Origin of the sequence: Arcobacter sp. CECT 8983, from assembly GCF_004118855.1 — a bacterium.
Lineage (GTDB): Bacteria > Campylobacterota > Campylobacteria > Campylobacterales > Arcobacteraceae > Halarcobacter.
In genome coordinates, this window is the sequence record NZ_PDKF01000008.1 from 126,900 (window position 1) to 148,874 (window position 21,975).

At 30.9% G+C, this 21,975-nt stretch carries 18 protein-coding genes; 13 read left to right on the forward strand and 5 right to left on the reverse strand.

Annotated features, from left to right (window positions below; translation table 11 throughout):
- Nucleotides 1–9: 9 nt before the first annotated feature.
- The 5 genes from CRV01_RS09570 to CRV01_RS09590 are packed head-to-tail and all read right to left on the reverse strand — an operon-like array spanning nt 10 to nt 5,998.
- Nucleotides 10–1,422, reverse strand: a complete 1,413-nt coding sequence (locus CRV01_RS09570) for an anthranilate synthase component I family protein (protein WP_129007983.1) — start codon at nt 1,420–1,422, stop codon at nt 10–12.
- Nucleotides 1,423–1,436: 14 nt separating this feature from the next.
- Nucleotides 1,437–2,393, reverse strand: a complete 957-nt coding sequence (locus CRV01_RS09575; RefSeq protein WP_129007984.1) for an SPOR domain-containing protein — start codon at nt 2,391–2,393, stop codon at nt 1,437–1,439.
- Between the two features lie 33 nt (nt 2,394–2,426).
- Nucleotides 2,427–3,689: a serine hydroxymethyltransferase gene (locus CRV01_RS09580; protein ID WP_129007985.1), complete on the reverse strand. Its 1,263-nt coding sequence runs from the start codon at nt 3,687–3,689 to the stop codon at nt 2,427–2,429.
- A 60-nt stretch (nt 3,690–3,749) separates the two neighbouring features.
- Nucleotides 3,750–5,276 (reverse strand): lysine--tRNA ligase, encoded by a 1,527-nt coding sequence (gene lysS / locus CRV01_RS09585; protein WP_129007986.1) that lies wholly within the window; start codon nt 5,274–5,276, stop codon nt 3,750–3,752.
- The gene (locus CRV01_RS09590; RefSeq protein ID WP_129007987.1) at nt 5,276–5,998 is read right to left on the reverse strand and encodes a CvpA family protein; all 723 of its coding nucleotides are present in this window, start codon (nt 5,996–5,998) and stop codon (nt 5,276–5,278) included. The genes lysS and CRV01_RS09590 overlap by 1 nt, the downstream gene beginning before the upstream one ends.
- 100 nt (nt 5,999–6,098) lie before the next feature.
- Between CRV01_RS09590 and ispG the strand changes: the two genes are divergently transcribed.
- From ispG to CRV01_RS09655, 13 genes are all read left to right on the forward strand, one after another.
- The gene (gene ispG / locus CRV01_RS09595) at nt 6,099–7,172 is read left to right on the forward strand and encodes a flavodoxin-dependent (E)-4-hydroxy-3-methylbut-2-enyl-diphosphate synthase (protein WP_129007988.1); all 1,074 of its coding nucleotides are present in this window, start codon (nt 6,099–6,101) and stop codon (nt 7,170–7,172) included.
- Nucleotides 7,172–8,611, forward strand: coding sequence for a replicative DNA helicase (locus CRV01_RS09600; RefSeq protein WP_129007989.1), 1,440 nt, complete (start codon nt 7,172–7,174; stop codon nt 8,609–8,611). Before ispG ends, CRV01_RS09600 begins: the two co-directional genes overlap by 1 nt.
- 68 nt (nt 8,612–8,679) lie before the next feature.
- Nucleotides 8,680–9,069 (forward strand): type II secretion system protein, encoded by a 390-nt coding sequence (locus CRV01_RS09605; RefSeq protein ID WP_129007990.1) that lies wholly within the window; start codon nt 8,680–8,682, stop codon nt 9,067–9,069.
- A gap of 8 nt (nt 9,070–9,077) precedes the next feature.
- The gene (gene gmhB / locus CRV01_RS09610; protein ID WP_258238381.1) at nt 9,078–9,602 is read left to right on the forward strand and encodes a D-glycero-beta-D-manno-heptose 1,7-bisphosphate 7-phosphatase; all 525 of its coding nucleotides are present in this window, start codon (nt 9,078–9,080) and stop codon (nt 9,600–9,602) included.
- Nucleotides 9,603–9,656: 54 nt separating this feature from the next.
- Entirely contained in the window at nt 9,657–10,199 is a 543-nt protein-coding gene (locus tag CRV01_RS09615) for an adenine phosphoribosyltransferase (protein ID WP_129007992.1), read from the forward strand.
- A gap of 11 nt (nt 10,200–10,210) precedes the next feature.
- Complete coding sequence (gene trpB / locus CRV01_RS09620; RefSeq protein WP_258238382.1) at nt 10,211–11,428, forward strand: tryptophan synthase subunit beta; 1,218 nt, start codon at nt 10,211–10,213, stop codon at nt 11,426–11,428.
- A 12-nt stretch (nt 11,429–11,440) separates the two neighbouring features.
- On the forward strand, nt 11,441–12,115 hold the full coding sequence (locus tag CRV01_RS09625; RefSeq protein WP_129007993.1) for a DedA family protein: 675 nt from the start codon (nt 11,441–11,443) through the stop codon (nt 12,113–12,115).
- On the forward strand, nt 12,116–13,522 hold the full coding sequence (locus CRV01_RS09630; protein ID WP_129007994.1) for a leucyl aminopeptidase: 1,407 nt from the start codon (nt 12,116–12,118) through the stop codon (nt 13,520–13,522). It begins immediately after the preceding gene.
- 30 nt (nt 13,523–13,552) lie between these two features.
- Nucleotides 13,553–14,545 (forward strand): bifunctional heptose 7-phosphate kinase/heptose 1-phosphate adenyltransferase, encoded by a 993-nt coding sequence (locus CRV01_RS09635; protein WP_129007995.1) that lies wholly within the window; start codon nt 13,553–13,555, stop codon nt 14,543–14,545.
- Nucleotides 14,546–14,563: 18 nt separating this feature from the next.
- Nucleotides 14,564–15,244, forward strand: a complete 681-nt coding sequence (locus tag CRV01_RS09640; RefSeq protein WP_129007996.1) for a response regulator transcription factor — start codon at nt 14,564–14,566, stop codon at nt 15,242–15,244.
- Nucleotides 15,245–15,418: 174 nt separating this feature from the next.
- Nucleotides 15,419–17,083 (forward strand): inverse autotransporter beta domain-containing protein, encoded by a 1,665-nt coding sequence (locus tag CRV01_RS09645; protein WP_129007997.1) that lies wholly within the window; start codon nt 15,419–15,421, stop codon nt 17,081–17,083.
- A gap of 123 nt (nt 17,084–17,206) precedes the next feature.
- Nucleotides 17,207–20,245 carry a filamentous hemagglutinin N-terminal domain-containing protein gene (locus tag CRV01_RS09650; RefSeq protein ID WP_129007998.1) on the forward strand — a complete coding sequence of 1,013 codons (3,039 nt, stop codon included), beginning with the start codon at nt 17,207–17,209 and terminating at the stop codon, nt 20,243–20,245.
- A gap of 16 nt (nt 20,246–20,261) precedes the next feature.
- Complete coding sequence (locus CRV01_RS09655; protein ID WP_129007999.1) at nt 20,262–21,941, forward strand: ShlB/FhaC/HecB family hemolysin secretion/activation protein; 1,680 nt, start codon at nt 20,262–20,264, stop codon at nt 21,939–21,941.
- Nucleotides 21,942–21,975: the final 34 nt, after the last annotated feature.

Genomic DNA, 21,975 nt, shown 5'->3' on the forward strand with positions numbered 1-21,975 from the left:
TCTTCCTTTTTATGATAAATCTTTTAATGTTGCAATATTAGCTGCAAGTTTATTTTGAACTTCTAAATATTCTAGTTCTGGTTTTGAATCAGCAACAACTCCAGCTCCAGCTTGGAAAATAACTTTATCTTCAGTAAGTAAAGTTGTTCTAATTGTAATACAACTATCCATATTCCCATCAAATCCAAAATAAGCAATGCTTCCAGAATAGAAGTTTCTTTTGATACCTTCAAACTGGGCAATTAATTCCATTGCTCTAATTTTTGGGGCTCCTGTCATAGTTCCTGCTGTAAATGTTGCTGCAAATAAGTCAAACATATCATACTTTTCATCATCAATTAATGCTTCAACATCTGAAACAATATGCATAACATGAGAGTATCTTTCAACTCTCATAAGGTCAGTTACTTTTACTGTTCCTTTTTTAGCAACTCTTCCCACATCATTTCTTCCTAAGTCAATAAGCATGATGTGTTCAGCTCTCTCTTTTTCATCTCCTAAAAGTTCTTGTTCTAGTTCTAAGTCTCTATCTATGTTTTTCCCTCTTTTTCTAGTACCTGCAATAGGTCTTAAAAGAATATGTCCATCTACAAGTCTTATCATAACCTCAGGAGAACTTCCAGCAATTGTAAAATCTTCGTATTCTAAGAATACTAAATATGGGCTTGGATTTTTACTTCTTAATGCTCTATAAAAACTTAAGTGGTCAACTTTTGCTTTTTGGATAAATCTATTTGACATAAGAATTTGAAAAACATCACCACTTTTAATCATCTCTTTTGATTTTGCAACCATTTCAAAAAACTCTTCTTTTGAGTAGTTGAATTTACCTTCATCTAAAAGTTCTGCTTTTTTTAGTGGTTGATAAGAGTATGGAGTATAAAGTTTTTCTTCGATTTTTTCTAAATCATCTTTCTTTTCTTCTAAAGAAGTAACCATTACAAGTTTTGATGTTTTGTGGGAAAATCCTAAAATAATGTTAGGACGAATCAAGTCTAAATCAGGAATATTTAGTTGGTCAACTAAGTTATCCATTGATTTTTTCAACTTTGGTTCAAACTCTTTACCTATGTCATAACCAACATTTCCAATAAATCCATCAACTAAACCAATTCCTAGCTCTCTTGCTTTTTCTTTATAGATGGTTTTGTCAAATTGTTTGTAGTACTTTTGTAAAAATTTTAAGGGGTTTGAATCAACCTCTTTAGTTTCTCCAGCTTCATTTCTAAAAAAAGTTTGATTATTTTCATGCCAAACTCTTTCTCTTTGTCCAATAAAAATAAATGAATAGTTCCCATCACTAGAGTTGATAGTACTTTCGAAAAGAAATGTTAGTTCGTTTGAGTATAGTTCTTTAACTTTTTCGTAGATCGACACCGGAGTGAACTGATCTAGAAAAAGCTCTTTAGAGTAAAATTGCATTATTTAAATAGCCTTTAGAATGTTAAAATAAATGCTCCAGAAATATTAAGTTGTTTTTTAATATTGTCTATAGCAAGTTTTGCTTGTCCTCTTGAGTTGTATGGTCCAATTAAAACTTTATGGAACATTTTATTGTTTATAGAAACTTTATAAATTTTATATTTGAAACCTTTTTTTGTAATAGTGTCTAAGTATTTATTATTTGGCATTTTAGAAAAAGCACCAACTTGAACAAAAGTACCTGAAGGTTTTTGTGTTATAGTTGAGTTTGAAGATGAGCTTGTTTTTCTAACAACAGGCTTTGGTTCTGCTTTTTTAACAACAGGTTTTGGTTCTTGTTTTTTTACAACTGGTTTAGGCTCTTCTTCAACTGTTTCTTTTACATCAAATACATTTGGTTTTGTTTTAGCAACAGGTTGTTCTTTTACTACTTTTTCTTTCTCTTCTATCTTTTCAAGATCAAGATTAGTTGTTGCCTCTTTTAAAGTAGTTGCTTCTTTGTTATTTTCTTCTTTAATATTTTTTAATTTTTCATTGATGATTTTTTGGTATTGTTCTTCAATGTTCTCATCTTGTAAGATAGTTTGAGTATTCTCTTTTTCTGGTGTTGCATTAGAGAAAGACTTATCTTCATTTGAATCATTTGTTAAAAGGCGAATAATGATAATTGTTAATAAAAATAGAATAACAAGAACTAAACCTAATACTAGATATTTCTTTTTGTTATCACTATTTTTTGCTGCAGAAGAGGGAGTTTTCCCCAGCATAATATCACTATATTCTTGCTCTTCTTGCATTCTAACTTCTCTATCTAAATCAGGATTTAACTGTGGTTGTGGTTGATCCTGATGATTTTGTTGCTCTTGATAAGCTGACTGAGCATTTTTAATTTCACTTAGTCTTTGTTCAATTTCAGTTTCTTCTTGCTTTAATTGAACTTTCTTAATAAAATCTTCGCCTTTAATTTCCATAATTGATCCTTATTACTTTCGGTTTGACTCCAGTTAGTACGTCGACTTATTGTAAATAACAAAATTAGAAGCTAACTCTTTAAGCTCACCTTTAATTTGTTTTTGTAAATCTGTATTGTTAATATCATCTAAAATATCAGCAATTTTATTAGCAATGAATTCAAACTCTTTCTCTTTCATTCCTCTTGCAGTAAGTGCTGGTGATCCAATTCTTACACCACTTGTAACAAATGGAGATCTTGTTTCACCTGGTACTGTATTTTTATTTACAGTTATACCTGCATTTTGTAAAGCTGCATCTGCATCTTTACCAGAAAAATCTTTATTTAAAAATGATACTAATACTAAGTGATTATCTGTTCCACCTGATACTATATCATATCCTCTTGCTACTAATACTTCACCAAGTTTTTTAGCATTCGCTTTTACTTGTTTTGCATAATCTTTCCAAGAAGGATCTAAAATCTCTTTAAATGCAACTGCTTTTGCAGCTATTACATGAACTAATGGTCCACCTTGTAAACCTGGGAAAATAGCAGAATTGATTTTCTTAGCAATATCTTCATCATTTGATAAAATGATACCACCTCTTGGTCCTCTTAAAGTCTTATGAGTAGTTGATGTAACTACATCTGCATAAGGGAATGGACTCATATGCTCACCTGCAGCAACTAAACCTGCAATATGTGCGATATCAGCAAAAAGATAAGCTCCTACTTCATCAGCGATTTCTCTAAATCTTTTGAAGTCAATCTCTCTTGCATAAGCTGAAGCACCACATACAATGATTTTTGGTTGAACAATTTTAGCAATATCTAAAACTCTATCATAGTTGATTCTTCCATCTAATTCTACACCATAATAAAATGCTTGATAGTTCTTTCCAGAGAAACTAGGCTTTGAACCATGAGTTAAATGTCCACCATGAGATAAATCCATACCTAAGATTTTATCACCAGCTTTTAATAATGCTGCATATACAGCACCATTAGCTTGGCTCCCTGAATGTGGTTGAACATTTGCATAAGAACATCCAAAGATTTCACAAGCTCTGTCAATAGCTAATTGCTCAGCTTTGTCAGCAAACTCACATCCACCATAATATCTTTTATATGGATAACCCTCTGCATATTTGTTTGTAAATACAGAACCCATTGTTTCCATTACTGCTGGTGATGTAAAGTTTTCACTTGCAATCATCTCTAAGTGTGTTGTTTGTCTTTCTAATTCTGCTTCTACTATATCAAAAATCTCTTTATCTGCTTGTTCTAATCTTGCTTCTGTTATGTAGCTCATTTAAAAGTCCTTTTCAAATATCTTAATTTATCTAATTAGAAGATAATAGTACCTTATATACTATTTTTCTTCCTCTTCATCTGCGTGTAAATCAATCTCATGTTTGATTGGTTTCATAGCAGGGAATAATAATACATCTCTAATAGAGTGTTCATTTGTTAACATCATTACAAGTCTATCAATACCAATACCTTGACCAGCACAAGGTGCCATACCATAAGATAGTGCATTTACAAAATCTTCATCCATTTCATGTGCTTCATCATCACCAGCATCTTTTGCTTCAATTTGACCTTCAAATCTTTGAAGTTGGTCTAATGGATCATTAAGCTCAGAGAAAGCATTCGCAATCTCTTTTCCAGCAATAAATAATTCAAATCTATCAGTTAAATGAGGCTTTTCATCACTTCTTCTTGCAAGTGGAGAAATTTCAACTGGATATTCTGTAATAAATGTTGGGTTGATAAGTTTTTCTTCAACATACTCGTCAAATAACTCACCTTGTAATTGACCTAAGTTCATTGCTTCATTTACATCAAGATTTTTCTCTTTCATGAAAGCAATAATTTTATCTTTGTCTTCAGTAATATCAGCAGGAACACCACCAATAGTTGTAAGTGATTCAATTAATGGAACTTCAGAAAATTTATTAAAGTCAATTTCAACATCTCCATAAGGAAGAGTCATTGGTAAATCTAAATGCTCAAATAAATATTCAAAATACTCTTTTGTTATTTCAATTAAATCTTTATAAGTTTTATAAGCCCAATAGAACTCAATAGAAGTAAACTCAGGATTGTGAGTTGCATCCATACCTTCATTTCTAAAGTTTCTGTTGATTTCAAATACTGCTTCAAATCCACCAACAATTAATCTTTTTAAATATAACTCTGGTGCAATTCTTAAATATCTATCTACACCTAAAGCATTGTGATGAGTAACAAATGGTTTAGCATTTGCTCCACCAGGAATTGGGTGCATCATTGGAGTTTCAACTTCTAAGAAACCTTTATCTTCAAAAAATCTTCTAGTAAGTGAGATAACTTTTGATCTAATATGAAAAGTTTTTCTAACTTGAGAATTCATAATTAAATCTAAATATCTTTGTCTATATCTTAACTCTTTATCTTGAATACCATGGTATTTTTCTGGTAGTGGAGAAATAGATTTTGTTAAAATTGTAAGGTCATGTACGTGTAATGAAAGTTCACCTTTACCAGTAATAAATGGATAACCTGTTACTTCAATAATATCTCCAACTTCAATGTTCTTTTTGAAAACATTATTATAAAAACCTTCTGGTAGATTATCCCTTGCAACATAAATTTGTAAAATTCCACTTTCATCTTCAATTTTAAGAAAAGATGCTTTACCCATAAGTCTAAAGAATTTAATTCTTCCTGCAACTGTATAATGTCTATTTTCATCTCTTTTTTCTTCTTTTTGGAAAATATCTGTATTTACATTTAAATATTTACTAATAGTTGTATTTCTTGCACTATTATTTGCGTATGGGTTTACCCCTAGTTCTCTTAAAACATTAGCTTTCTCTATTCTTTGTTGTATATATTTATTTTCAAACAATATTAATTTCCTTTTTCCGTATTAGTTGTATTTTCTTCATTTGAAATTGAATTAGCAATATTTTCTGTTGCTTCTTTTGTTGCTTTTTCAATCTCTTTATTTACTGCTTCTTTTGTAGATTCAATTGTTTCATTTGTAGTAGTTTTTAAATCTTCAAAAGTTTTTTTTGCTTCTTCTGTAATATTTATTTTTTCACCATTTTCATTAGAGATTTTTTCTTCAATCTTTTTTGTAAAGTCTGCTGGGTCAAGTTTAATAATAAAATCACCAGTTTTTACAAGAAGAGGGAAAGTTATCGAATTAGAAACTTTATCATCTAAAAGGTTTCTAAATGACTCAATTTGATAAACAGCATAAGTAATTACTGAAAATATAAAGAATATTTTTGCACTTCCAAATACAAATCCTAAAATTCTATCAAAAATTCCAAGTCCACTTGCAGAGAAGATGTTACTTAAAATGATTCCAGCTACATATAAAATAATCCAAAAACCAATAAGTCCAACAATAAAACCAATAAGTTTTATTGTAGCACCGTTTTCAAGTGCTAAAATAGGAGCAATTAAATTTCCAATATCTTCAGAAAGTCTTGAAGCAATAAAAATACCACCTATAATTCCAACTAAACCAAAAACCTCTTTTATGAAGCCCTTCATAAGACCTTTTAGACCTAATAAAACAGTAATACTTAAGATTATTATATCAAATGCAGTAAACTCTTGCATAAATATCCTTATATTTATAATATGGCGCAATTATATCTTAGTTTTTCTAAAATAAAAGTTTAAGAGATATTAATCTTTTTTTGCTAGAATTCTTTCTATTATGAACAATGTAAAAAGATATCCAACAAAAAAGATTTTCGTAGGTGATGTTGCTATTGGAGGAGACGCTCCAATATCAGTTCAATCTATGACATATAGTAAGACTTCCGATGTGGAAGCAACCGTAGAACAAATTAGAGCATTGCACTTTGCAGGGGCAGACATCGTAAGAGTTGCAGTTCCTGACTTAAAAGCAGCAAATGCATTAAAAGCTATTAAAGAACAAACTTCTTTACCACTAGTTGCAGATATACATTTTAACTATAAATTAGCACTTATTGCAGCTGAAGTGGTTGACTGTATCAGACTTAATCCTGGAAATATAGGAGATAAAAAAAGGGTTACTGAGGTTGTAAAGGCTTGTCAACAAAGAAATCTTCCAATTAGAATTGGAGTAAACTGTGGTTCTTTAGAATCACAATTTGAAGACAAATATGGCCAAACAGCACGTGGTATGGTAGAGAGTGCAGACTATAATATTAAGTATTTAGAGGATTTAGGCTTTGATGATATTAAAGTATCATTAAAAGCTAGTGATGTTCAACGAACTGTTGAAGCATATAGAATGTTAAGACCTATGAATAATTATCCATTTCATTTAGGTGTAACAGAAGCTGGAACACAGTTTCACTCAACAATAAAATCTTCAATTGCACTTGGAAGTTTACTTCTTGATGGTATTGGTGATACTTTAAGAGTATCTATGACAGGAGAACTTGAAAAAGAGATTGAAGTAGGGCGAGCAATACTTAAAGATGCAGGACTTGTACAAGAGGGCTTAAATATTATTTCATGTCCAACTTGTGGTAGAATTGAAGCTGATTTAGTCAGTGCAGTAGCAGAAGTTGAAGCAAAAACCAAACATATTAAAACACCTTTAAATGTATCAGTTATGGGATGTGTTGTAAATGCTTTAGGTGAAGCAAAAGCTGCTGATGTTGCAATTGCATATGGAAAAGGAGTTGGGCTTATCATTAAAAAAGGTGAAACAATAGCAAAACTTCCAACAGACCAATTATTAGATAGATTTTTAAAAGAAGTAGAATTTGAAGCAAAGAAAGAGGGCAATAATTAGTGGATAGTGTATATAGTATAAATATTGAAAGAGCAGTTTTAAGTTCAGTTCTTTTTAATCCAGAGGAGTTAGAAGATATTTTAGGTGTTTTAAAACCTAAAGATTTCTATTTACCTGCACATCAAAAGATTTACGAAATAATGGGAAAACTTCATGATGAAGGCATGCCAATTGATGAAGAGTTTATTAAAAAAAGAGTTAATTCAAAAGATGTTGATGATTCAATATTATTAGAAATACTTTCTGCAAATCCAATTACTAATACCTTAGCTTATGTAAAAGAAATAAAAGATGGTTCTGTAAAAAGAGAGCTAGCTACACTTGCAACAACAATTAAAAAAGTTGCAATTGAAGATGAAATGAGTGCAAATGAAGCTTTAGATACAGTTCAAGGTGAACTTTATAAAATCTCTACTGATAGTGCTACATCTGAGTTAAAAGAGATGGAAACTATTACTTCTGATACTCTTTCATATATAAAAAAGATGAAAGAGTTAGGAAATACACACCTTACAGGTCAAACAACTGGATTTTATGATTTAGATAAAAGAACAACAGGATTTAATGAAGGTGACTTAGTAATTATAGCTGCAAGACCAGCTATGGGTAAAACGGCACTTGTTTTAAATATGGCTTTAGCAAATGTTGAAGCTAATAAAGGGGTGATATTTTTCTCTTTAGAAATGCCAGCTGAGCAACTTATGTTAAGGATGCTTGCTGCAAAAACTTCAATTCCATTACAAAATCTTAGAAAAGGTGATATGGATGATAATCAATGGGCACAGTTAACAGGAGCCTTTGAAGATTTAAATCAAAAAAAGCTTTTTGTTGATGATGGTGGTAGTATTAATATTAACCAATTAAGAGCAAGAGTTAGAAAACTAGCTCAAAATGAAGATAATAAAATCTCTTTAGTTGTAATCGATTATCTTCAACTTATGCAAGGAACTGGAAATAAAGATAGGCACCAAGAAGTTTCTGATATTTCAAGGGGACTTAAAATGCTTGCTAGGGAGATGAAAATTCCTGTTATTGCTCTTTCTCAGTTAAATAGGGGACTTGAAAATAGACCTGATAAAAGACCTATGCTTTCAGACCTTAGGGAGTCTGGTGCAATTGAGCAAGATGCGGATATTATTATGTTTGTTTATAGAGATGATGTATATAGAGAAAGAGATGAAGCTAGAAAAGAAAAAGAAGCAAAAGACAAAGGTGAAGAGTACAAATCAACATTTGTTAATAAACCAGTAGAAGAAGCTGAAATTATTATTGGTAAACAAAGAAATGGTCCTATTGGTACTGTTAAACTTGATTTCCAAAAACAATTAACTAGGTTTATTGATAAAGAAAACTCTAATGATGCTCCTATTGAAGTAGTATTTGAGTCTATTTCTGATTCTGAAAAAGAGTCAAATATAGATGTCCCTCAGGTTTTATAATAATTTTAATTATTAATTTTTAAGAAAGTACTTGACATAATTATAAATCTTATTTTAAGGTTATGATTATGAAAAAGGCTTTCTCCCTACTTGAACTTATTTTTGCAATTGTAGTAATTGGTATTATTGCTTCTTTTGCAGTTCCTAAATATATAGACACTAGAGATAGTGCCCTTGCAACTACTATAAAAAGAGATCTGATTACAGTTATAACTTCAATTCAAAGCTATTATTTGATTAATCAAAAGATAGACAAGATTTCTGATACAGTAAGTGTAAATGACTCAAATTGGGTTATAAAAGATAAAAGTATGCTTTTTAATGACAAAAAAGAAGAATGTCTAAGCTTAGAACTAAAAGAGTCTAGTATAATTATTACAATTGATCCATCTAAAGGAAATGTTTGTAAAATATTATCACAGATGGGTGTAAAAAATGAAACATTTGATTTAATTTAAGGTTGTTGATGACAAAAGCTATTTTTTTAGATAGAGATGGAGTAGTAAATGTTGAAAAAAACTACTTATACAAAATAGAAGAGTTTGAGTTTATTGATGGAATATTTGAGTCTTTAAAAAAAATACAAAGCTTAGGCTACAAAATATTTATAATAACAAACCAATCAGGTATTAGTAGAGGGTATTATTCAGTAGATGATTTTGAAAAACTTACTTCATGGATGTTAGAAGAGTTTAGAAATAATGAAATTGTAATATCGCAAGTAGAGTTTTGTCCCCATGGTCCCAATGACAATTGTCTTTGTAGAAAACCTAAAAGTGGAATGATAGATAAAATACTAAAAAACTATGATATTGATTTAAAAAATTCATGGTTAGTAGGAGATAAATCTTCTGACATAGAATGTGCTCAACATGCTGGAATATCTAATACAATCCAAGTAAAATCAGGACATAAGTTTAAAAATGATGACTCAAAAGCAGACTATATTTGTGAAAGTATTAAGGATATAGATAAAATTATACAAACATAATATTTTTTTAGATAGAATAATTACACTTTGTAAAAAATATTGTTAGGATTTAATATGGTATTAACTCAAGAAGAGAAAGAAATAATAAATGATTCAATTAGAGATATCAAAGATTTTCCAAAAGAAGGGATTGTTTTTAAAGATATTACAACACTATTAAATAATAAAGAAGCATACCAAACTTTAATGAATCATTTAGAGCAAAGGTACAAATCCTATGATTTAGATTATGTTGCTGGAATAGATTCAAGGGGATTTATTTTTGGTGCAGCATTGGCAGATCGTTTAAAGGTTGGTTTTGTTCCAGTTAGAAAAAAAGGAAAACTTCCTAGTACTACTGTTTGCGAAAAATATGAATTAGAGTATGGTTTTGATGAGGTAGAAATTCACCTTGATGCTTTTCCAAAGAAAAATGCACGAGTTTTATTAATTGATGATTTAATAGCAACAGGTGGAACAGCAAATGCAGCTTCAAAACTTATTAAACATGTTAATGCTAATTTAGTTGAAGTATGTTTTTTATTAAATTTAACATTTTTAAAAGGTGCTAAAAAAGTTGAAGAACATGCACCTGTGTATTCAATATTAGAGATTTAAGAGAAGTAATTATGAAAGAAAATAAGATTTATATACCAAAAAAGAGTAAATTTGACCCAGATGAAAATGGACATTTTGGACAGTTTGGAGGAAGATATGTTCCTGAAACATTAATGCCTATTTTAAAAGAGCTTGAAGAAGAGTATAATAAATATAGATTTGATGAAGCTTTTTGGACTGAAGTTAACGATTTACTTAAAGATTATGTGGGAAGAGAAAATCCTTTATATTTAGCAAAAAATATTAGTGAAGAAATAGGTGCAAAAGTATATTTAAAAAGAGAAGATTTAAATCATACAGGTGCACACAAAGTTAATAATGTAATTGCTCAAGGACTACTAGCTAAGAAATTAGGAAAAACAAAAGTTATTGCAGAAACAGGTGCTGGACAACATGGTGTTGCTACAGCAACAATAGCAGCTTTATTAGGTTTAGAATGCACGGTTTTTATGGGTGCTAAAGATGTTGCTAGACAAGAATTAAATGTATTTAGAATGAAACTTCTTGGTGCAAAAGTTGTAGCAGTTGAGTCTGGAAGTAAAACTTTAAAAGATGCAATGAATGATGCTATTAGATATTGGGTAACAAATGCAAGGGATACTTTCTATATCATAGGAACTGTTGCAGGACCACATCCTTATCCTTTAATGGTTAGAGATTTTCAAGCAATTATTGGTTATGAGTCAAGAAAACAAATCTTAGAAAAAGAGGGAAAACTTCCTGATTATGTATTAGCCTGTATCGGTGGTGGATCAAATGCAATTGGAATGTTTTCACATTTTTTAGAAGATGAAGAAGTAACTTGTGTGGGAATTGAAGCAGGTGGTTTAGGACTTGATACAGATAAACATGGTTGTTCCCTAGAAAAAGGAAAACCTGGGATTTTACATGGACAATGTTCATATCTTTTACAAGATGAAAATGGACAAGTTTTAGAAGCCCATTCTATAAGTGCTGGACTTGATTATCCTGGAATTGGACCTGAACACTCTTTCCATAAGGATAATAAATCAGTTCAATATGATTCAGTAACTGATGATGAAGCTATGGATGCTTTTGTTTGGCTAAGCAGGAAAGAGGGAATTATTCCAGCTTTTGAATCTGCACATGCAATAGCATATCTAAAAAAAGCAAAAGAGAAGTTCCAAGGTAAGACTATTATTATAAGTCTTTCAGGTCGAGGTGATAAAGATATGGTGCAAGCCAAAGAAATTTTACACTTTGACTAACTAAGGCTAGGAATGAAAGAATTTTTAAGAAATAACGCAGGAAAAATACTTTTTGTAGTAGTAGCTTTATTTATAACTTTTTTAGGATATAGCCTTTATCAAGCACCTGTAGAGGGAATTGAAAATAGCTTTTTTTATCTTTTAAAAACTTATGGATATATAATTTTATTTGCTTGGAGTATTTTAGAAGGTGAGGCTGGTCTTATAATGGCTGGTCTTTTATCTCATACAGGCGATATGAATATGTATATGGCAATTTTTATTGCAGGACTTGGTGGCTTTGTTGGTGACCAAATCTATTTTTATACTGGAAGATTTAATAAATCTTATGTTCATAAAAAGTTTAAAGGTCAAAGAAGAAAATTTGCTTTAGCACATATCTTATTACAAAAGTATGGATGGCCAATTATTTTTGCCCAAAGATATATGTATGGTATGAGAACAATTATTCCCATCTCTATTGGACTAACAAGATATAGTGCAAAGACTTTTGCCTTTATAAATCTTATAAGTGCTTGGTGTTGGGCTGCAATTACTATTGTTCCTACTTGGTATTTTGGGGAAGAGATTTTAATTGTGTTAAAATGGTTAAAAGAACATTGGTATTATGCCTTACCATTCGCATTATTGATGGGTGGAAGTATAGTTTACTATTTCCATGTAATGACAAAGAAAAAGGAGAAATAAGTGAAATTAAATTTAATTGAAAAAAATATAAAAAAAGTAAATACTGATTTAGAGATTATAATTGTAGATTCTATTAAAAATTTAAAAGAAAAAGAGATTTTAGAAAATCTTGGTTTTGAAGCAAAAGATGAGGTATCAGTTTTACTTCCTGAATCAAAAAAGGTTTTTGTAGGTTGTGAAGCAAATGATTATGACTCTTTAGCAATAGCAATAGCAACAGCTGTTAAAAAATTTACTTCAACTAAATTTACAAGTGCAAAAGTAAAAGTTGAAAAAGATAGTGTTAAAGCTTTAGTTGAAGGTGCTATACTTGGAGCTTATAAGTTTGATAAATATAAGTCTGAAAAGAAAAAAGAGAAAGAAAAAGAGCTAAGCTTCTGTATTGAAAAAGTTACAAAAAATATTAAAAATAGTTTTGAAGAGTCTTTAGAAATTGCAAAAGCTGTAAATAAAACAAGAGATATGGTAAATACTACACCAGATGACTTTTATCCAGATGTTATGGCAAAAGAAGCAAAAGATATTGCAAAAGAAGCAAAACTAGAGTGTGTAATTCATGGTGAAAAATATTTAGAAAAAAATGGTATGAATGCAATGCTTAGTGTTGGTAGAGCATCAAGACATGAATCTAAACTTATTCATTTATCATATAAACCATCAAATGCTAAGAAAAAAATAGTATTAGTTGGTAAGGGGTTAACTTATGATTCAGGTGGACTATCTTTAAAACCAGCAGACTTTATGACAACTATGAAATCTGATAAAAGTGGTGGTTGTGCAGTTCTTGGTATTATGAGTGTTATTTCAAAACTACAACTTCCACTTGAAGTGCATGGTATTATTGGTGCTGTTGAAAATATGATAGGTGGAGATGCTTACAAACCTGATGATGTATTAAAAGCAAAAAATGGAACTACTATTGAAGTTAAAAATACAGATGCAGAAGGAAGACTTGTATTAGCTGATTGTTTATGTTATGCACAAGATGAAATTAAAGATATAGATTATCTTTTTGATTATGCAACATTAACTGGTGCTTGTGTAGTTGGAGTAGGGGAATATACTTCTGGTATCATGGGTAACAATAATGATTTAGCACAAGAAGTTGTAAATCATGCAACTAATGCAGGTGAATATGCTACTGTTTTACACTTCAATAGATTTTTAAAGAAAACTATAAAATCAGAAGTTGCAGACATAAATAATATTGCAAGCACTAGATATGGGGGGTCTATTACAGCTGGAATCTTCTTAGAAAAATTTATTGCAAAAGAAAATAAAGAAAAATGGGTTCACCATGATATAGCTGGACCCGCGTATGTAGAGAAAGCTTGGGGATATAATCCATTTGGTGGAAGTGGTGCAGGAGTTAGAATGACTCTTGAATTTTTAAAGAATATTAAATAATGTTATAGTATATTTTCAATAGGAGAAAAAATGATAGATATTGAGAAAAAGCCTAAGATTTTAGTTATTGGTGACTTAATGATTGATTCATACCTTATGGGATCTTGTGACAGAATAGCAACAGATGCTCCTATTCCTGTTGTTGATGTAACAAAAGAAGAGTCAGTTTTAGGTGGTGCAGGTAATGTTATTAGAAATCTAACTTCCTTGGGTGCGAAAGTTAGTGTTATGTCTGTTGTTGGTAATGATGATAATGCAAAACTTTTAAAACATCTTCTAGATGAGATTCAGACTAAATCTTTTTTGATTGAGCAAAAAGGAAGAAAAACCTCTAAAAAAACTAGAATTGTTGCAGGTAATTCTCAAGTATTTAGATTTGACCATGAAAGTAAAAACAATATCTCTTTTGATAATGTAAAAAGTCTTTACTCTAAATTAGTTGAAAAAATAAAAGCATATGATGCTATTTTGTTAGCTGATTATGGGAAAGGGGTTTTAACTAAAGACTTCACTGAAAAAATTATTGCATATGCAAATAAGAACAGTGTTAAAACAATAGTTGATCCATATGGAAGCGACTATACAAAATATAAAGGTGCAACTTTAATTATTCCAAATAAAGAAGAAGCACAAGCTGTAACAAACATAGAAATCTCTAATGATGATAAACTATTAGAAGCTTTAAAGGCTATTAAAAAAGAGTTTGATACAGAATATGCAATTATAACTTTAGCAGAAGAAGGAATTGCAGTACTTAAGGAAAATAAATTATCAGTAATGCCAACTGTTCCATTGGAAGTATTTGATGTGACAGGTTCAGGTGATACAGTATTAGCATCAATTGGATTTTCTTTGGGGTTAAATAACTCTATTTATGATTCAGTTGAATTTGCAAATTTGGCTACAGGTGTAGTATTAAGAAAAACTGGAACGGCTACAGTTTCGATAGAAGAAATTCAATCTGATCAAGTATATTTAGATAGAAAATTGATAGAAAAAAACTTAGCTTGTAAAGTTAAATAAAACTATATAGGAATTGACATGGAAAATAGTTATTCAGTATTATATGCAGAGGATGATGAGAACGTAAGGAAAAATTACGTTTTATATTTAGAGCAGTATTTCGATAAGATTTATGAAGCAAGTGATGGATTAGAGGCACTTAATCTATATAAAGATAAGAAGCCAAATATTTTACTTCTTGATATTACTATGCCACATTTAAATGGTTTAGAAGTAATTAAAAAAATTAGAGAAGTTGACCAAACTACACCAATCATTGTTTTAAGTGCACACTCTCACAAAGAGTATCTTTTTGAGGCTATTAAACTTAATCTTGTTGATTATTTAATTAAACCAATAAATAGAAATGAGTTTAAAGAGGTTATTGAAAACTCTTTTGAAAGATTAAAAAATGATACTGTAAATGATGAAGATAAAGTTGTAATTAACAATAAATGTTATTGGGATGCTAGATCTAGGATTTTATTCTTTAAAGATAAGATTGTAGATTTAACTAAAAATGAGAGAATTTTATTTGAATTATTATTAAATAAAAAAAATCAGATTGTAAAACCAGAAGAAATCTCTTCATATGTTTGGAATACTGAAAACAATGTAAATGATGCTAGTATTAGAAACTTGGTTAAAAGATTAAGAAAAAAACTACCTGTGGATATTATTGATAGTATTTATGGTAGTGGATATATTTTAAATTACTAATTAAATATCCTATATCTATAGAAGTAAACTCTTTTGATATAGGATAACTTTCAACCTTTTAAAATCATATACAACTAACCTTTTAAATTCATAATAATTATAATTTTATAAAAAATAACGTAAAAAGTAACGCAAGATAGATATAATTATTAAATATAAAAAAAGGTTTAGATTATGGATGAAAAAAGAACAATAAATTTATTTATATCTTTAATATGGATATTATTAGTAATTACATATGTTCCAGCAGCAGAAAAAGAGAAAAAATGGGAAGCCTATCTCGATGTGGAAGGAAAACTTGGAAGTCACCGACACTTAGCTGAAGGAGACTTCTTCCTCCCTTTAGTTCAAGATGACAACACCCTTTTATATACTGACATCCGATATAGACTGGACAATGAAAGCAGCCGTGAAGGAAACTTTGGCTTAGGTCTTCGAGAGATTTTACCCAGTGATTGGATTATTGGTGGGTACACTTATTATGATAGACGTAAAACTCCTTATGATAACTACTTTTCTCAAATAACTGCAGGTTTTGAAGTACTCTCAGTTGATTGGGATTTTCGTGCAAATGTTTATATTCCCATTGGGACAACAAGCCATTTAGAAGACACTTTAAGTTTAGTCGATTTTTCAGGTACCTCTATCATGTACTCTCAAGGAGAAGAGCGTTCCATGAAAGGGTATGATGCAGAGATTGGTTACAGACTACCTATTTTTGAAGCTCAAGATGAACAACAAATTCGAATTTATGCGGGTGGATTTCGTTTTTACGAAGATGATGTACAAAGTGTGCAAGGTCCACGAGGAAGAATCGATTTAACTTTCGATGAAGTGCCTTTTTTATGGGAAGGCTCACGACTCACTTTAGGAGCCGAGGTACAAAGAGACGATGTGCGAGGCAGACAGAGCTTCGCAACTTTGCGTATTCGTATTCCTTTTGGAAATCAAAAAGAAAAATCTGCTCCTATTCAAAAGCTCAGTGCCATTGAAAAACGTATGACCACTCCTATTATTCGTGACGTGGATATTGTCTCGCAAGCAGGTGTTTTTGATGCGCCTAAAGAAGTTACTGCTGATGCCAATGGAAACCGTATTAAATTTGTAAAAAGCGATTCAACAACAGGTGCAAATTTAACAACAACCATTGAAAGTGCAGGAGAAAACTCTACGGTTGTTTTAAATGGAGATTTCAGTGGTGTTGATTCATACACATCACTCAAAGAGGGACAAACTATTATTGGAGGTGGAAGTATGGGTATCACCACTCCAGCAGGAAAAAAAGTCTCTGTGCTTATTCCCAATGCATCCATAACAGGAAAAGGTGCGTATTTCGGAAATGCGAACACCTTCTTTAATATGGCAAATAACAGCAGTCTTATAGGTATATCCGCCAACCTGAATCATACTGATCCTGCATCAGGGACGAATATGTTTTATATAAATAATGTTAATAATGTCACTATCAAAGATAATAACTTCTCTTTGAGTGCATCAGATGGTACAAATTTTTACATGACTACCATCATTGATTCAACAAATGTTTATATTGGAAACAATACAATGAATATGAAAAGTGATGGAGATTTCTCATACTTTATGAACGTTTTAGGTCGTCAGAACAAGAATATTACTGTTGAAAAGAATGCTTACAATGTTTCAGGAACGGCCCTTCCCATTAGAACTTTCTATGTTTATAGAACAACCATTGAAAACTTAAAAGGTTCAGGCAATACAACTAATCTGAATGCTGCTCAAATGAGGACTTGGGATGGAGATTCAAGTATCATCAATGGAAGTATCAGTTTTACCAATGGGTTTACAGTAACGCTGCCATAGTTATATTTTATTATTATTGATTAGCATAAAGTATTTAAAAAAGTAACGATAAAAATAACGCAAGCTTAATATAATACTTAAATAAGAAAAAGAAAAAAGTTTTTCTAAGTTTAAGGATATATCATGAAATCAAATCACAACTATTCTTCACGTTTTAGAATCCTAAAAGGTGGAAAGATAAGCTTAGTAGTAAGTGCTTTATTAGGAAGTGTAACTCTAAGCTTTGCAGCTCCATCTGGAGGAGTAGTTACTTCAGGGTCTGCAACTATTTCTCAAAATGGAAATACAACCAATATAACCCAATCCACACAAAAGGCTAGTATAAACTGGAATAAGTTTAATATAGCCTCAAATGAAACAGTAAACTTCAATCAACCAAATGTAAATAGTATAACTCTAAATAGAGTAATAGGAAATGAAAGAAGTATTATAGATGGAGCACTTAATGCCAATGGTCAAGTATGGATACTAAACTCAAACGGAGTACTCTTTGGAAAAAATGCTTCAATAAATACTGCAGGATTGTTAGCTAGTACTAAAAATATCACAGATACAAACTTTCAAGCAGGTAACTATACTTTTACAGGAGATTCAACAGAATCTGTTATCAATGAAGGAAGTATAAAAATAAAAGATAATGGATATGTAATCTTAGCTTCAAATGAAGTAAGAAATAGTGGAACAATAGAAGCAGTAAAAGGAAGAGTACAATTAACAAGTGCAGATGAATATACAATAAACCTAAATGGTAACTCTTTAGTAGATTTAGTTGTAAATAAAGGAACCTTAGATGCACTAGTAGAAAACTCAGGAACTATACTTTCAGATGGTGGAGAGGTTTATCTTACAACACATGCAGTAGATGAACTATTAAGAGGTGTAGTAAATAATACAGGTATCATAGAAGCTAACTCTTTAGATGGTATTTCAGGACATGTAGAACTATATGCCCATGGAGGAACTGCAAATATAGCTGGAACTATAAAAGCTAAAGGTGGGTTTGTAGAGACTTCAGGAAAAGAGCTAAATGTATCTTCAACAACTTCAATAGAAACTTCAAAATGGCTTTTAGATCCAGTTAATATGACTATAGAATCTACAGGAGGAACTGACTTAAGTGGAGGAAGTGTAAGTGCCACAGCAATTCAAAGTGCTCTTTCTTCTGCTGATGTAGAACTTCAAGCAGATGAAGATATAACTGTAAATGAAAATATCACTTGGGGTGATGCTACAAAGCTTACACTAACAGCTGGTGATGAGATATATGTAAATGCAACTATAGAAAATACCAATAGTACTAATGGTGGAGTTTATTTTAATGCAGCAAATAACTATGATAAAGTTATCTTTAATAGCAATGGAAAAGTTATCATCAATAATATCAATCAACTTCAATGGATGAATACCGCTTTAAAAGGTAAGTATGAACTAGGTTCAAATATTGATGCAAGTGATACAAGAAATTGGAATAGTGATGGAAGTGGTGGTTACTATGGGTTTAAACAAATAGGTTTTTCTAGCCAATTCTTTGGAAACTTTGATGGTAAAGGCTATGTTATAGATGGTTTGTATATCAATAGAGGCTCTGAAAATGAAGTAGGATTATTTAGTTATGGAGTGGGAGGAAGTATTATATCCAATGTAGGACTAACCAATGTAGATATTACAGGAAAGGATTATGTTGGAGGATTAGTTGGGAATAATAATCCAACAATCCGAAACTCATATGTTACAGGGAGTGTAAGTGGAAATAGATATGTTGGAGGATTAGTTGGGTATTTTAGTGGTACAATTACAAACTCCTACACCGCGGTAACTGTAAATGGAAACGATTCTGTTGGGGGATTAGTTGGATATCTTGACGGAATTAGTGGGGGAAACATTACTAATTCATATGCTACAGGGGCTGTAAGTGGAAATACCGATACTGGAGGATTAGTTGGTGGTATTTTTGACACTGGTTATAGTATCTCAAACTCTTATTGGGATATAGACACCACAGGACAAGCCTCAAGTAGTGGTGGTGGCACAGGCTTAACCACAGTGCAGATACAACAACAAGCAAACTTTACAGGCTTTGACTTTACAAATACTTGGATAATCTATGAAGGACATACAAGACCTCTTTTAAGAACTTTTATGACAGAACTTACTGTAAAAGCAAATGATGCTACAAGAACTTATGATGGGACTACTTATAGTGGAAGTGGGGGTGTGACTTACTCAATTCCAACTTATGATAGCTCTTTATTACAAGGATCTCTTAACTACACTTCAAGTGATGATCTAAAAAATGCAGGAACTGCTACTATAGGTGTAGATGGGCTGTACTCTTCTCAGCATGGATATATCATAAGCTATGATACTGGTACTTTAATTACCAATAAAAAAGATATCACAGCAAACTACACAGCCGAAAATAAAATCTATGATGGAACAACAGATGCCATTGTAAATGGAACATTGGCTGGTATCATCTCAGGAGATACGGTAACTGTATCAAATACATCTGCTAATTTTACAGATAAAAATGCAGGTGAAAATAAAACTGTCAATATAGCAGGGATATCTATAAGTGGAACAGACTCTAGCAATTATTCTATTTCAAATACAAGTTCAGCAACTGCAGATATCACAAAAAGAGCCTTAAGCCTAGAAGCTACAAAAGATTATGATGGAACAGATGACCTTACAGGCTTTGTAAAGTTTGGAAATCTAGTAGGAAGTGAAACACTAGAGTATATAGGAGCAAAAGCAAATTCAAGTAATCCAACAGCAGAAAACTTTATAAAAGAGATTACATTGCAAGATGGAACAAACGGTGGACTAGCTAGTAACTATGAACTACCTTCACTTTTAGCATATTCAGCTAATAATAGTGTTCAAATAGGAGATATTCCTATAGAACCAACTACAACACCTGATTTAAATTCAATTATTAGTTCAATTACAAATAAAACAGTATTAACAAATAAAGATATAGATACTTTATTCAAAAGTGGAATAGATATAAAAACAATCTTTCAACAACTAAATACAAATGAACTAGCTCTTATTCCAGGTGTTGTTTTACAGATGTTAAATGGTGGAATAAATCTTCCCTTTGGAAGTAAACAACAGTTTAATTTCAATGATGAAAATGATGAAGAAAATAGAATCTAAGTAAGGAATATTATAAATGACAAAAACTACAACAGGACTAATTATATCTGCTATTGCAACACTTCATTTACAAGCTGTAGATGTACCAAACATTAGTGACGCACTTAAAGAGGTAAAACCTCCACAAATAGAAAAGAAGAAAGAAGTTCTTCCTCCACTTCAACAAGAGAGTGAGAAGTATAAAAAAAGTTTTGAAGATGGTAAAAAAGTATTTATTAAAAGCTATTTGATTAGTGGAAATACTCAAATAAGCACTAAAAAGCTACAAACTATTTTAAAGCCTTATGAAGGGAAAGATTTAAGCTTTAAAGAGATTCAAGAGATAGTAGCACTTATTAACAAAGTATATAGAGATGAAGGATATTTTGTGGCAAGAGCTTATATACCTACTCAAGATTTACAAGCACAAGATGGTGTACTTAAAATAGCAATTATAGAAGGGGAGTATGGAGAATTTAAACTAGAAAATAGTTCTTTAGTAAAAGACTCTATATTACAAGCCAAACTTGATATTGCAAAAAATAAACAAGTAATAGCCACAAAAGACTTAGAAAGATCACTGCTTTTAATCAATGATACTCCAGGAGTAAAAGTAAGTAGTACAAAAATTACTGCTGGAAAAGAAGTTGGTTCGAGTGATTTTATAATAGGTACTCAAGCGACTGAACCATACAACGGCTATGTTATTGGAGATAATTATGGTTCAGATTATACAGGTAAACACAGACTTATGGCAGGAGTGGATATCAACTCTCCTTTTAAAATAGGAGATAAGATATCTTTGTCTGCTTTGAGTTCTGAAAATATGGGTTTATTAAATGGAAGAGTAGGATATGGTTTTCCAATATATGACAATGGACTAAGGGGTGAAGTAAGCTATTCTAAAACTACTTATGAACTAGGAGATAAATATGAAAATCTTGATGCTTTAGGTCATGCTGATAGTTTTGTGGCTTTATTTACTTATCCAGTTATCCGTTCTAATGGTGAAAATCTAAACACATACTTAAGAACATCATATAATAAAATGAAAGATGAGATTCGTGCTATTTCATCAAATGTAGAAAAAAATACACTAGTTTCTAAACTTGGAGTTGACTATTTAAAAAACCATTTTATTTATGACAAGTATTCTCAAACAAAAATAGATACTTCACTTAGTTTTGGTAGATTAAACTTTAAAAACTCTGTTGATAAATCAGATGATGAAGAAGGAGCAAATACTAATGGAAACTTCTCAAAAATAAACATTGACATAGAAAATAATACTTTACTAAATGAGAAAATAAACTGGAAAAATAAACTTCAACTTCAATATGCTCTTGGAAATAAAAATTTAGATGGAAGTGAAGACTTAAGTTTAGGTGGAATCAATGGTGTAAAAGTATATCCTTCTGGCGAAGAGAGTGCTGAAAATGGATATATTTATAGCACTGAGTTAACTTATACTTTACCTTCATTTAATGGCCTAAATTCAAAAATTGGAATGTTTTACGATGTGGGAAGAGTATATATGAGTAGAAATGTCACAAATGAGAAAAGTAGAACTTTGCAAGATATTGGAGTGAGTTATAGTGCTTCTTATAAAAGATTTTTTATGAATACTCACTTAGCACACAAGCTTGGAGCTGCTGAAGTTACTAGCAAAAACGATTATAATACTAGAGTTATGTTACAACTTGGTATGACATTTTAATTCTTCTTAAAAAAAGAGACCTTTCTTTAAGGTT

Excerpts from the sequence above, each read along its gene's own strand:
- CRV01_RS09570 (WP_129007983.1), bottom strand. The coding sequence starts at position 1,422 with ATGCAATTTTACTCTAAAGAGCTTTTTCTAGATCAGTTCACTCCGGTG.
- CRV01_RS09575 (WP_129007984.1), bottom strand. The coding sequence starts at position 2,393 with ATGGAAATTAAAGGCGAAGATTTTATTAAGAAAGTTCAATTAAAGCAA.
- CRV01_RS09580 (WP_129007985.1), bottom strand. The coding sequence starts at position 3,689 with ATGAGCTACATAACAGAAGCAAGATTAGAACAAGCAGATAAAGAGATT.
- CRV01_RS09590 (WP_129007987.1), bottom strand. The coding sequence starts at position 5,998 with ATGCAAGAGTTTACTGCATTTGATATAATAATCTTAAGTATTACTGTT.
- ispG (WP_129007988.1), top strand. The coding sequence starts at position 6,099 with ATGAACAATGTAAAAAGATATCCAACAAAAAAGATTTTCGTAGGTGAT.
- CRV01_RS09605 (WP_129007990.1), top strand. The coding sequence starts at position 8,680 with ATGAAAAAGGCTTTCTCCCTACTTGAACTTATTTTTGCAATTGTAGTA.
- gmhB (WP_258238381.1), top strand. The coding sequence starts at position 9,078 with ATGACAAAAGCTATTTTTTTAGATAGAGATGGAGTAGTAAATGTTGAA.
- CRV01_RS09615 (WP_129007992.1), top strand. The coding sequence starts at position 9,657 with ATGGTATTAACTCAAGAAGAGAAAGAAATAATAAATGATTCAATTAGA.
- trpB (WP_258238382.1), top strand. The coding sequence starts at position 10,211 with ATGAAAGAAAATAAGATTTATATACCAAAAAAGAGTAAATTTGACCCA.
- CRV01_RS09625 (WP_129007993.1), top strand. The coding sequence starts at position 11,441 with ATGAAAGAATTTTTAAGAAATAACGCAGGAAAAATACTTTTTGTAGTA.
- CRV01_RS09635 (WP_129007995.1), top strand. The coding sequence starts at position 13,553 with ATGATAGATATTGAGAAAAAGCCTAAGATTTTAGTTATTGGTGACTTA.
- CRV01_RS09640 (WP_129007996.1), top strand. The coding sequence starts at position 14,564 with ATGGAAAATAGTTATTCAGTATTATATGCAGAGGATGATGAGAACGTA.
- CRV01_RS09645 (WP_129007997.1), top strand. The coding sequence starts at position 15,419 with ATGGATGAAAAAAGAACAATAAATTTATTTATATCTTTAATATGGATA.
- CRV01_RS09650 (WP_129007998.1), top strand. The coding sequence starts at position 17,207 with ATGAAATCAAATCACAACTATTCTTCACGTTTTAGAATCCTAAAAGGT.
- CRV01_RS09655 (WP_129007999.1), top strand. The coding sequence starts at position 20,262 with ATGACAAAAACTACAACAGGACTAATTATATCTGCTATTGCAACACTT.